Here is a 12,625-nt window from a genome sequence, read left to right as displayed (position 1 = left end):
CGGGCGCCCTCCGCATCGACCGTGACGAAGGCCGCCAATTGCACGTCGCTGCGCGCAATCCGCATCAGATGCGCCTCGACGGCCTCACGCGAGGACAGCTCACCGCGGGCAATCGCGCGCGCAAGGGTTGTGGCGGAGAGATCGCAAATCGATGTCATGGCGCCACAATGCCAAACCTCGCATCGAAAGGCGAGCGCGGCGGGCACGAGACTTGCTTTCTTCTCTGGGGCAACGGGAGGCAACACCATGGCTGAAATGCAAGGCGGCCGATCGCTGGTCGTCGACGCCGTCACCCACCGCTATCCGAGCGGCGCGCTCGCGGTCGAGAACATCAATCTCGACATCAAGGGCGGCGAGATCATCGCCCTGCTCGGCCCCTCCGGCTGCGGCAAGACCACCCTGCTGCGCATCATCGCCGGCTTCATCGCACAGACCCAGGGACGCATCATCATCGGCGACGACATCGTCGATGCGCTGCCGCCGAACAAGCGCGCGGTCGGCATCGTGTTCCAGAACTATGCGCTGTTTCCGCATCTCACCGTCAGCGACAATGTCGGCTATGGACTGGCCGCCCGCGGCATCGACAAGGCGACCCGCCAGCGCGAGGCGCAGCGGCTGCTGGAGCTGGTGCAACTGCCGACCATGAGCGAGCGGTTGCCGCGGCAGCTCTCCGGCGGTCAGCAGCAGCGCGTCGCGCTCGCCCGCGCGCTGGCGATCAAGCCGTCGATCCTTCTGCTCGACGAGCCCTTTGCCGCGCTGGACAAGAATCTCCGGCTCGACATGCAGATCGAGATCAAGCGGCTGCAACGCGTCTCCGGCATCACCACGCTGATCGTGACGCATGACCAGGAAGAAGCACTCTCGATGGCCGACCGCGTCGCCGTGCTGAGCCACGGCAAGCTCGAACAGTTCGGATCGCCATCCGACGTCTACGACCGTCCGCAGACCCTGTTCGTGAACACCTTTGTCGGCTCCAGCAACCGCATGCCCGGCGTGGTCGTCTCGGCCGATCGCACGGCCGCAAAAGTCCGCCTCGATGCCGGCGCGGAGATCATTGCACGGCCCGCGGGCGGCACGCTCAGCGAAGGCGGCCGCGTCACCGTCTGCATCCGGCCCGAACATCTGCAATTCGTCGGTGACGAGACCGGCTTTGCCGGCGTCGTCGGCATGTCGCTGCCGCTGGGGGCCACCGTCGTGCACGAGGTCACGACCGCCGACGGCTTCGGCGTCAAGGTATCCCAGGCACGCATCGGCGAGACGCGCGCGCTGGAGAGTGGCGCCGCGGTGCGCCTCGCCCCGCTCGCCCCATCGCTCGCCAACGCTTTTCCAGCAACGCTTTAGATCCAGTCCATAGGGAGTTCGACCATGATCATGAACCGCCGCAGCCTGATGACGACCGCCCTCACACTCGGCGCCATGAAGGCGTTTCCCGGGCTGAGCTACGCCCAGGCCCGCCCGCTGGTGTTCGCGACTTTTACGGGAAGCTGGGAAGAAGCGCACAAGGCCGTGCTGGTGCCGGCGTTCCGGAAAGCGAACGCCGATGCCGCGATGGTGCTCGATCCCATGCTCTCGGTCGACCAGATCGCGAAGGTCAATGCCGCAAAAGCCAATCCGCCGATCGACGTCATGCTGCACGATCCCGGTCCGGCCCTCGTCGCCATCGGCCAGGACCTGGTCGAACCCTATCCGGTCGAGAAGAGCGCCTACTACAAGGACCTGATCGCCGAAGCGCAGGAGCCGATGGGTCCCGCCCCGTTCTTCCAGGTCGTCGGCCTCACCTACAATCCGGAAGCCGTCAAGACGCCGCCGACCTCCTGGGCCGATCTCTGGAAGCCCGAGTTCAAGGGCCGCGTCGGCATCACCAATCTCAACTCGACGCTCGGCACCGGCTGGCTGGTCGAGATCGCCAAGATGCGCGGCGGCTCGGAAGCCAATGTCGATCCCGGCTTCAAGGCGATCGAGGAGCTGAAGCCCAATCTCGCGGCCGTCGCCGCCAATCCCGGCGCGCTCGCAACCCTGTTCCAGCAGGGCCAGATCGATATCTCGCCTGGCAATTTCAACGCCATCCAGATCCTGAAAGCGCGCGGCGTGCCGGTCGAGTTCGTGGCGCCGAAGGAAGGCGCCATCGCCTTCAAGACCACGATCCACATCGTCAAGAACTCGCCGAACCGCGAGCTTGCCTTCAAGCTGATCGAGGCGTCGCTGACGCCGGAGGTGCAGACCACGCTGATGAACCCGCCCTACCTGATCGTTCCCACCAATTCGAAGGTGACGATGGGCGGCGAGATCGCGCGGGTGCTCGCCAAGGACACCGCCGAGCTGAAGCAGAAATTCGTGTTCCAGGACTGGAAGAAGATCAACGAGCAGCGCTCGGCCTGGATCGAACGCTTCAACCGCGAGATCAAGATCTAGTGCAAAAACGAGGGAAGTCTACTCCCTCCCCCGCTTGCGGGGGAGGGTTGGGGAGAGGGTATCTCCGCATTGGGACAATCCCCAAGAGGAGAGAGCCCTCACCCGGCGCGTTGCGCCGACCTCTCCCGCAAGCGGGAGAGGTGCACCGAGTCCGCGGCCGATTGATTCAACTTAAGACCATTTCATCCTAGAACATTCGAGGAATGGCGATGGGCGCAGCACCAGCAACACGGGACGTCACCTCCTACGGGATGGGATTGGCAGCGCCGCTGGCGCTGTTCTTCCTGGTCTTCTTCGTGGCGCCGCTGCTGCAACTGCTCTGGCTCTCCCTGCACAACGACACGGCCGCGCTCCATTGGGGGCTCGGCCAGTACCTCCACTTCCTCACCGACCCCTTCAGCCTCAGCGTGCTCGGCTCGACGCTGCTGCTGGGCGCCGAGGTGACGGCTGTCTGCCTCGTGCTCGGCTTTCCCATCGCCTGGCTCTATCAGCGGGTCGGACCAAAGCTTCAGACCATCATCATCCTGATCGTGCTGCTCCCGCTGCTGACCAGCGTCGTGGTCCGTACCTTCGCCTGGATTGTCATCCTGGGCCGACAGGGCATCATCAACGCGACGCTGCAATCCCTTGGGATCATCGATACGCCCTTAAAGCTGCTCTACACCCAGTTCGGCGTGGTGATCGCGCTGGCGCAGGTGCAGATGCCGCTGATGACATTGCCGCTGATCACCGCGCTCGGCCGCATCGATCCCAATCTCGACGATGCCTCCTGCTCGCTCGGCGCCGGCAGCTGGCGCACGTTCTTCCGCGTCGTGCTGCCGCTGTCGCTGCCCGGCGTGATCGCCGGCTGCACGCTGACCTATGCCGCGGCGATCACCGCCTTCATCACCCAGTCGCTGATCGGCGGCGGGCAGATGCTGTTCATGCCGATGTATCTCTACCAGCAGGCCTCGACGCTGCAGAACTGGCCCTTCGCCTCCGCGATCTCGATCATCTTCCTGCTCGCCGTGCTCGCGGTCGTCTCCGTCTTCACCACGCTCGGCCGCCTGTCGCGCGGCTATGGAGGCACGTGATGAGCGGGCGCAAGCGTACCCTGGAGGCCTTCAGCTTCGAATTCGTGATGACCGTGATCGCGATCATCGCGCTGATCATCATCATCGCGCCGTCGCTGGTGGTGCTGATCGTCTCCTTCACCAGCGGCTTCTCGCTGCGATTCCCGCCACCGGGCTATTCGCTGCGCTGGTACGCCGAATTGTGGAATGCCTGGCAGCTGCACTTTGCGGCGAAGAACAGCCTCATCGTGGCACTGTGGGCGACGGGTCTCTCCGTCGTGCTCGGCGTCGCGGCCGCGCTTGCGATCTCGCGCTCGCCGAGACTGTCGGCGCGGCTGCTCGATTCCCTCTTCATGTCACCACTGGTGCTGCCGGCACTGGCTTTTGGTCTCGCCGCGCTGATGCTGTTCTCGCTGGTCGGCCTGCCGGTGTCGCCACTGACGCTGGTGATCGGCCACACCGTGGTCTGCGTGCCCTATGTCGTGCGCAACACGGTTGCCGCGCTCGCCCAGCTGGAACCGACCCTGCTCGAAAGCTCGGCGGTGCTGGGCGCGAGCCGCATCTACACCTTCCGGCGCATCGTGCTGCCGCTGATCCGGCCGGGCATCATCGCAGGCGCCTTCATCGCCTTCATGTCGTCGTTCGACAACGTGCCGGTCTCGCTGTTCCTGCGCGATGCCGCCACCGACATGCTGCCGATCCGGATGTGGCAGGACCTAGAGGGCAAGCTCGACGTCACCATCGCAGCGCTATCGGGCGTGCTGATCATCGCGACCGTCGCGCTGGTCGCGGTGATGGAGCGCGTCACGGGCCTGTCGCGGCGGCTGACGAACTAAAACCTAGGGCGTTCCGGACGCAACCGCGTTGATGACCACCGAGCTACGGTCATGTTTGTTCAACACCAATAAACAACTCATCCCGTGCGTTCGAGTGCATCATAATCCGAGGCCTCCGCGATCTTCCGTTCGCCCAGAAGTCGGACAAATCTCTGCAGCGGCAACAAGTCGCTCGACACCACCGCATGCTCAACAAATTCCTCGCGAAGCAAATCCGCTTCGGAAGGCGGCAAGAGCGACGCCAAAATCTCATAGGCATTTTGGAACCGTGGGTCTCCGAGGTGTTGCCTTATCAACGCCTCATCAGCCAGCATCGCCTTAGCAAGAAACCAGGCGCGATAGCGGTCATGGCGAAAATACCAACGACGATCGGTTCCGTCGTTGCCTATCCTGAAGATGACAACAATACGTCGCTCCGCAAACTCGGCCAGTTCATCAACATACTTCGCCGACAACGCTAAGTCGCTGTTCTCAACAGTGAGAGCTTGATAAACTTCATGTGCGAAAGCTGCTTCCGGAAATGCGGAACCAGCACGCCTCTGCTGAAAGCGTGAGAGCGCAAGAGAGATTTGCTGACGCACAATTCCGTACGGATGAGGTGTTACCCCCTCGTTCAGCATCGTTGCGACAATTGACGCATCGAACGGGTTCGACAGAATGGCTAAATGCAAGCGAACAACCGATATCGGCCGAGATTCCGCAAGCGCGTATTCCAAGTAATTCTCGACTTGGGCCTCATGTGCAGCCGTCGACATGCCCGAATGGCTCGAAATCTCCGACTGAAGGAACTCCTTGATATCGTCTCTCGCGAGCGGTTGAAGCTCGTAGCACCTCGCGCTGCTCGGCGGCTCCCAGCCGAAATTCTGTGTTGCAACAAGGATGTTTCCCGCAGTGAAGTCGCTTAGAAAATCGTCTATCTTCTTCAATGTGGCGCGGGGCGCCTCATTGAGCGCGTCTATGCACACATCGAGCGCGCCTGCATATATGATTTGGCTAAGAAACACCTCGTCGCCAGCCAAACCCTTAAGTCTCTTCTGAATTTCTTTCATCGGCCCATCTGAACACGCCGAAGCCCGCAGAAAGACGGTGGGCCGAACCGCGCTCTTGCAGAGCAAGCGCAAGTGCATGGACTTTCCGATACCTGAATCGCCGATCAAAACGATCTGGCCGCGTATCTCTGCAATTTCACTCTGAAGCGGCGCTTTAGATCCATCCGCCAGAGCCACGCTGCGCTTGTGGAAGTAGCGTTTCAGATCGATAGCTTCAACATTGGCGTCTTCGATTAGTCTTTCAGTGAAAGGAAACAGCAGCTGCCGCCGAAGGAAAGGCACCCACGTAAGAAGTAGGCCGACATAGCCCAATCCTCCAATCTTGCGGACCAATGGATTCCAAAAGAAAATCGCCTGCACCGGCTTGGAGCGCCGGTAGAAGAGTAGCAGCAATACCCAGAAGGTCATGTGCGATAGAACGACGAGCCCGCCGACTCTTGTGACGCTAAGCAGCTTTTCCCAGGTTAATATCTTTTCAAGCTCCCGGTTGAACACCTCGGCCTCGTCCTGGAATTTTGCTTCCCCCAGTCGCTCGCTCCAGCTTTTGAGCGTCGAGAGGTCAGAGGCCGTCCAGCTGCCGTTGCGGGCGACCGAGGAAGCGCGACGGGCCAGGAACGTCTTCATCGGGTGTGGTTCTGCACCGACCACGTTCCATGCCAAGAGAAGCGCTGCCAACTTGGCGCGACGATCCTCGGTAGTTACAACACCTGGCGTCTCCCCCGTACGAAGAAGTGCTAGGAAATCTAACTGTTCCCTTTTGCCGCCACTCAGCTCATAGGCAAACGCGGTAAGGTCCGACTGGGCAAATCCTCCCGCATGAGCATGCATCATGATCCTGGCCAGCGTCCGCTTATCGTGGGGACCACTCGCGATAAGAACGGCCATTGGTAACTTATGCAGATAACGATCATCCGCATGTGCGAGCATTCCAGACAGCCCACCATCCGAAGCTCTCGTCAAGGGAAGCAAGTCCACGATTTTGTTCGAAATGATTTTAGCTTTAGGACCAAGCTCTGCTAGTTTTGTCAGCAGCGTGCTATCGGTTCCGATCGGGTCCGCCCCCTTTATCCAATCCGCTATCGTCAGTATGTTCTCGTCCGATAAGCCACCGCAACGCTGGAGCGTTATCGCCGCGTACTGCACCTCCCACTGCGGTCCTTTACCTAGAATCTCATTCATCTTTGAAGTGACGTCGGGATCCGCGCTGGCGAGTTCACATATTGCATTCGCGAGGGGGAATATTCCGATGCGTGATGAGGTGAGAAAGAGCTTCTTGAGTGTTGGAAGGTACGATCTGTCGAGAGCCTTCGCGACCGATAAGTTAGCGAAAGCGCTGACTGCTACCGAGTCATCGGCCGAATCTATCAGTGGCGACAGCGCATGGCCGATACGAGCCGGATCGGGTCCAAGCTTTATCAAAGCACTTGCCCCAAGCAATTTTTTCGTTGTGTCGGCATCGTTCAGAAGGCGGATCGCGGCGGGACGATCCGAGGGTCTGAGTGCGTCGAATGAGCTAAGTGTCGCGATGCCAAGGCGCACCAGCTCGATATTGTCTGCTCCTGCCAGTGCTTCGACAGCCGACAGATCCAGGGTATTGCCCTTTCCAAGGAACTGGATTGCTGGAACGAGCGCGTTCCAATCTTTCAGCCGGTAATTTCCAAGTTCGGCCACGAACAACACGCTGAAACGTTCTGTAAGCTCCGGAGAAATCTTAACGGTCTGGGCGGCCGCGAATTGTTTTTCGTAATTGGGCGTACGGAGAATGGCTTCCAATGCTTTCACAAGTTGGTCGTCGAGTACTCCTGCGCGCATCAAGACAGAGGCCAATACGTGATAATTGATCGAATCGGCGGCGGGATCAATTGACGAGAGCCGCTTCTTGATAACCTCAACATCCTCGCTTTCGAGCATCTTAATATCGAGCAAGATGTTGGCAGCTTCGGCAACGGTCATGTTCGCTGGGGCGGTCGTCAACACCTTAGCGATGCGCCTGCCGTGTTCTTCGGTAAGCAATTGCGCTCGCTGCAACGCCTTCAGTGCAGATGAAGCTGTTGTCGCAATAAAGCGAGCTGGATCGAAAAGCCTTTCAAGCTTCGCTACGTCTTCTTGGCGCAAAAGGTTCGCGTCAGCCAGAATGCTTGCGGCTAGTGCTGCTCCACTCCAGTCTTCGGTCAGTAGGCTTCGAATTTTGGGTTCGTAGATTGGCACCTGCTCCGGCATCTTCATCAACGCCTGAAGCGCTAGGCTGGTGTGTGCACTACGCCCGGACGAAAAAAGCTGGCTCAAGAGCTGACTAACGATTTCTGGCATGGATTGCTGGACTGAAGTGGCCGCACCTGCGTCTAGGGCTTCACGCAGGGCGAAGACACGGACATCGATATCCACATCCTTCAACGCCGCTTTTAAGCCTTCGACTCGCCAGCTTGGTGGCGCCTCCTCGCAAACGACCGGCGAACTGCTTAGGCATGCCAAAAAACACAGCGCCGAGATTGTGCTTCGTGTGCGCCCGGAATGCATGATGCTCACCTTGTCTATTCGATGCGAACTAACTTACGATGGAAGATATACGCTGGGCGAGAGCCAAATAGATAGCACGAGGACCGAGTATTGACGGATGTCCGGCGAAGTAGCTGATCATGCCTATCGCGCGTCCGATTGGTCGGCTAAAGTCTGTTTCAGGTCCAAACCGGTCACCATCTGAAAGAGCGGGATTACTCCGCCTTGCCTCCAAGACCGGACATCCGCGTTTATCGCACCGCGTCCTTGTCTCATCGCGCTTCACGCGCCGCGAAACAGCGAATAGCCCCAGCGGGTGAATTTCAGCGGCAGATGAAAATGCTCGTTGACATCCTTGATGCGAAAGCGGAACGGCGTCACTGTGAGAAAGCCATCGCTGTCGCCAAAGAACTCCCCGAGATGAAACAGGACTTCGTACTCGCCTGCCGTCACCCCAGCGCCCTGGGCAATGGGATGATCGAGCACGCCATTGGCGCCGAGCCGCCCGTCGGCGACGCGCGAGGAGTCCGGGTCGATCCGCCAGATCTCGACGCGCAGCCCCTGCGCCGGACGCCCGCTCGCCACATCGACCGCGTGAATGGAAATGCCGCCTGCCACCTTGCTGTCCCTCCCGTAAGCGCGCCGCCATGGTAGACGCAAACACGGCCATTCGGCCAGCGCCGGCGCTGCTGCCGGCCCTGGCGGCGATGACCTCGCTTCAGGCCATCGTCGCCCTCGCGATGTTCGCGCCCGGCGTGGTGGCGCCGCGTGCCCATATCGAGGTCTGGCAGCTCTCGATGTTCTCCTGTGCGATATTCGCGGTCGGCATCCCCGCCTCGTTCTGGGGCGGCGGCTTCATCGCCCGGCTCGGCTCGCTGCGGATCGCAACCTTTTGCGCAGCGGCGATCATCGTCGGCATGGCACTGGCCTCGCTCGGATCGACCGCCGCGCTGCTCGCAGCGGGGCTCTGCCTCGGTCTTGCCATGGGGCCGGAGACGCCCGCGAGCGCAGCGCTGCTGGCGCGGCTCGTGACCGCCGAGCGGCGCGCCTTCGTCTTCTCGGTGCGCCAGACCGGCAACCAGATCGGCGCGGTCTGCGGCTCGCTGGCCCTGCCCGCCATCGCCATCTGGCTTGGGCCGGCCTGGTGCTATGCGGCGGTCGGCGCCTGCGCGCTGCTCGCGATCGTGCTGTTCGAACGGCTGCGGCCGGCCTATGCAATCAAGATCGTGCCGCCGCCGAAGCTCGATCTGCGTGCGCGGCTGGCGCTGGTGACCGCGGACCGGCGGATCGCGATGCTGGCGCTGGCCTCAATGCCGTTCAGCGCGATGCAGGTGTCGCTCAATACCGTCTTCGTCACGCTCGGCACCCGCGAACTCGGATTGACCCACATCGAGGCCGGCATGGCGCTCGCCTGCGCACAAGCCGGCGGCCTCGTCGGCCGGCTCGGCTGGGGCTATCTCGCCATGCGCCTCGACGCCTCCCGCGCCGTGCTCGTCGTCATCGGCCTCGGCATGGCCTTCTGCGCCGCGCTGCTCGGCCTCGATGGCGCATCGCTCGGTCGCACCGGCCAGTTTGCGATTGCCGCGTTGTTCGGCCTGACAGCCTCGGGATGGAACGGCGTCTTCATCGCCGAGATCGCCCGCCTCGCCCCGCAGGACCGGATCGGCGAGACCACCGGCGCGGTGCTGACGGCGTCCTATTTGGGCCTGCTCGCCGCACCGGCGCTGGTGTCGATCCTCGATGGCGCAGCCAGTCTCGGCGCGGCTTTCTTTACCCTGGCCTGCCTCGCGCTCGCAGGCACAGTTGCACTGGCGTGGGGAGGCCATGACACAGCGAAAAAATAGCGCACGCGAGATCGCGGCCGACGTCACGGCCTGGCGAACGAGCGCCGTCGAGACGGCGAAGGCCGCCCTCGACCGCATAGACGCCGCCAGGTCTTTGAACGCGGTGGTGACGGTCGATCCCGCACGCACGCTCGCCGATGCCGCCGCGGTTGACGATCGCCTGCGCTCCGGTGAGATACTTCCGCTCGCCGGCGTCCCCGTCATCGTCAAGGACAACATCTGGGTTGGCGGCTGGCGCATTACGCAAGGCTCGCGCTTGTTCCGTGATTTCGTCGCACCACGCGATGCGATCGCGATCGAGCGCCTGCGCAACGCCGGCGCGGTCGTCGTTGGCATTGGTGCAACATCCGAATTCGCCAGCAAGGGCGTCACCACCTCTCAGCTCTATGGGCCAACACGGCATCCGCTCGATCCCGCGCTGACGCCCGGCGGCTCATCGGGTGGACCCGCCGCTGCCGTTGCAGCCGGCCTCGTGCCGCTCGCGATCGGCACCGATGCGGGCGGCTCCAGCCGCAGGCCGCCGGCCCATGTCGGCGTCGCCGGCTTCAAGCCATCCTACGGTGCCATCCCCTATGGGCCAGGTTTCGCCGAGCCGTTCTTCGGCCTCTCCGTCATCGCGCCGATCGCAACCGATGTTGCCGATATCGCGCTAGCGTTCGAGGCCATGGCCGGCATCGATCCGCGCGATCCGGATTCCGCCGACATCGCGCAAGAAGCGCAGGACATCGCGGACTTGCGCATCGCGTTTTCGCCACGTCTCGGGCTCGACGTCGCCGTCGATGATGTCGTCGCGAATGGCATCGCCTCCGCCGTTGCGCGTCTCGCCGCCACGGGCCTGCGCATCACGCAGCGCGATCCCGTCTGGCCGGCCGGCGCAACCGAAGACGCCATCATGCCTCTCCAGCACGCCGGCCTCGCCGCCCTCTATGGCGACACCTTCCGCAAGGACCCGGCCGTCTTCGATCCTGACATCGCCAGGCAGATCGAGCGGGGGCTGTCCTGGTCGGGCACCGACGTCGCTGGCGCGCTGGTGGCGAGCGCCATGATCGCCAATGCGTTCGCAGCCTTCTTCACCGAGACCGACCTGCTGCTGGCGCCGACAGTGCCCTGCGTCGCCTGGCCGTTCACCCAGCTCGGCCCCGACATGATCGGCGGCCGTCCCGCGAGCCCGCGCGGGCATGCGGTGTTCACGCCCTTCGTCAATCATGCCCGCCTGCCGGCGATCTCAATTCCCTGCGGCACCGACGCAAACGGCCTTCCCTTCGGCCTCCAGATCATCGCCCGGCGCGGCCAGGACCGCACACTGCTGCGCGCCGCGCGGCAGATCGAGGCGCAGTTGCAGGCCTCGTTTTCGGGCAGCGCGGTGATTTCGGAATAATAGCAATATAGCCCTGTTTTGCCCGACGGGTCAAGTCGCCGCTAAAATCTGTGTAAGCCATTGATTCCATTGCCGCCGGCTACTGTGCATGGGGTTGTTTTCGAACTTTGTGTTTGATCAGGCGTCCTGGCCGGCGAAAGACAGACGCAGCCGCCGCCAGCCGATGACGATGCCTGTCATCGAGAACACCAGCCCGAGCGCACAGAGGCCCACGATCAGGACATCGCGCAGGCGTGGATGCGCCACGAGGATTGGAAAATCGAGCGTGTGGAGCGCACCGTAGACCCAGCGATAGGCCCGCCGCGAGGCATCCAGTCTTTGCAGCACGCGGCCGTCGGCACCGTCGATATCGAGCCAGACATCGCCGCAGCGGGAGCGATAGACGGGCGCGCCGGGGACCGTGGACTGTGCGGGATAGTCGTCATTGCCCGCGAGGATGGACGGCGCATCGCACCCCGTCGCAAGCCGCGCCATGAAGCTTCCGACCGCCTGCGCGCCGATGACAAGCGCCTCCCCACCATCAGGTCCGAGCACAACCTGCTTCTCGAGACCTATCCGCTCGCGCCGATAGAGATCGCCTCCGAAGCCGAACCATTCGACCTCACGAGCCAGCGCCGATATCGGCGTGTGATCGAACGACACGGCTTCGGCCCAGCCCGGCGCGGCATTGATCACACCGTCCTCAGCCGCGGTCAATTGCCCCCGCGAGAACAACCGGCCGTGGTCCATCGAGAGCCAGCCGCTGAAGATCCAGGTCAGCACGAAACCTGTCGCGATGAGACCGATGACGTGATGCAGCGCGTGCCAGCCCCGATAAGGCGTTGCGATCCGGGGGCCTCGCATCTTCATCCGCACGATCCCGAGCACCGCGCCCAGCGCCGCCCCGATCAGCGCCAGCAGCGACAGCGTCCAGACCACGCGATCCCATAGCGCCCAATTGCTTCTGAGGACCGTCGGGTAGATCCAGTGCAGCACGCTGCCCGCAAGATTCCAGCCGCGTTCGCCCCGCGTCGTATCCAGCACGACCTCGCCGGTCCGCGACGAGACGTAGACCTCCGTTCCCGCGTCATCGCCAAGGGCCACGCGAAACAGCGGCCGGTGCCGATCAAAGCCGTTCGGCACGCTCCATTGGTCGTAGTCCGAACGAGCGATAATCGCCGCATGCCCTGCATCGAGCCCGCGCTGGCGCGCATCAGCCCGCACGATGGCGAGCGCGACCTCGGGCGACGACACCGATGCATCCTGCCCGTCGGACGCGCGCACCGCACGAAGTCGCGATGGACCCGACACGATGTAGACCGGCCCGTCGCTTCGCTGGATCAAGCGGACGCGCTTGGCGTCGGTGATGCCGCTTGCGGCGACCGCATCGGCGACCGTCTTGATCGCCTCTCCGCGCGTCACCGGCCCCAGCCCGGCAAATCGCTCCGCCTCCGTCAGCGACGGAAACGGAACGAAGTGCATCACCATCCCGGTCGCGAACCACATCGCGAACAGCAGGCAGAACGCGATCCCGAGCCAGCGATGCAGCAGGACGATCGCGCCCATCATGTGGTCAGCG

Annotated in this window: 9 protein-coding genes; 6 read left to right on the top strand and 3 right to left on the bottom strand. The window is 62.7% G+C overall.

Annotation, left to right across the window (positions count from 1 at the left end):
* Positions 1–246: 246 nt before the first annotated feature.
* From PMI42_RS22505 to PMI42_RS22490, 4 genes are all read left to right on the top strand, one after another.
* Positions 247–1,341: an ABC transporter ATP-binding protein gene (locus PMI42_RS22505; RefSeq protein ID WP_008138283.1), complete on the top strand. Its 1,095-nt coding sequence runs from the start codon at positions 247–249 to the stop codon at positions 1,339–1,341.
* Between the two features lie 24 nt (positions 1,342–1,365).
* Entirely contained in the window at positions 1,366–2,412 is a 1,047-nt protein-coding gene (locus PMI42_RS22500) for an ABC transporter substrate-binding protein (protein WP_008138281.1), read from the top strand.
* 209 nt (positions 2,413–2,621) lie between these two features.
* Entirely contained in the window at positions 2,622–3,485 is an 864-nt protein-coding gene (locus PMI42_RS22495; protein WP_008138279.1) for an ABC transporter permease, read from the top strand.
* The gene (locus PMI42_RS22490) at positions 3,485–4,300 is read left to right on the top strand and encodes an ABC transporter permease (RefSeq protein ID WP_008138276.1); all 816 of its coding nucleotides are present in this window, start codon (positions 3,485–3,487) and stop codon (positions 4,298–4,300) included. The genes PMI42_RS22495 and PMI42_RS22490 overlap by 1 nt, the downstream gene beginning before the upstream one ends.
* Positions 4,301–4,377: 77 nt before the next feature.
* Here the strand turns inward: PMI42_RS22490 and PMI42_RS22485 are convergent, their stop codons facing one another.
* Positions 4,378–7,875 carry an NACHT domain-containing protein gene (locus tag PMI42_RS22485; protein WP_157195814.1) on the bottom strand — a complete coding sequence of 1,166 codons (3,498 nt, stop codon included), beginning with the start codon at positions 7,873–7,875 and terminating at the stop codon, positions 4,378–4,380.
* 252 nt (positions 7,876–8,127) lie between these two features.
* Positions 8,128–8,463 (bottom strand): hydroxyisourate hydrolase, encoded by a 336-nt coding sequence (locus PMI42_RS22480; protein ID WP_008138273.1) that lies wholly within the window; start codon positions 8,461–8,463, stop codon positions 8,128–8,130.
* 29 nt (positions 8,464–8,492) lie between these two features.
* Between PMI42_RS22480 and PMI42_RS22475 the strand changes: the two genes are divergently transcribed.
* Positions 8,493–9,689, top strand: coding sequence for an MFS transporter (locus tag PMI42_RS22475; protein WP_008138271.1), 1,197 nt, complete (start codon positions 8,493–8,495; stop codon positions 9,687–9,689).
* Complete coding sequence (locus PMI42_RS22470) at positions 9,670–11,067, top strand: amidase (RefSeq protein WP_008138269.1); 1,398 nt, start codon at positions 9,670–9,672, stop codon at positions 11,065–11,067. The genes PMI42_RS22475 and PMI42_RS22470 overlap by 20 nt, the downstream gene beginning before the upstream one ends.
* A 117-nt stretch (positions 11,068–11,184) precedes the next feature.
* Here PMI42_RS22470 and PMI42_RS22465 read toward each other — a convergent pair whose 3' ends face one another.
* Positions 11,185–12,615 (bottom strand): PepSY domain-containing protein, encoded by a 1,431-nt coding sequence (locus tag PMI42_RS22465; protein WP_008138267.1) that lies wholly within the window; start codon positions 12,613–12,615, stop codon positions 11,185–11,187.
* Positions 12,616–12,625 lie beyond the last annotated feature (10 nt).

Origin of the sequence: Bradyrhizobium sp. YR681 (assembly GCF_000282615.1) — a bacterium.
GTDB lineage: Bacteria > Pseudomonadota > Alphaproteobacteria > Rhizobiales > Xanthobacteraceae > Bradyrhizobium.
The sequence above is the reverse complement of the archived record's forward strand: the minus strand, read 5'-3'. Positions and strand labels throughout refer to the sequence as shown.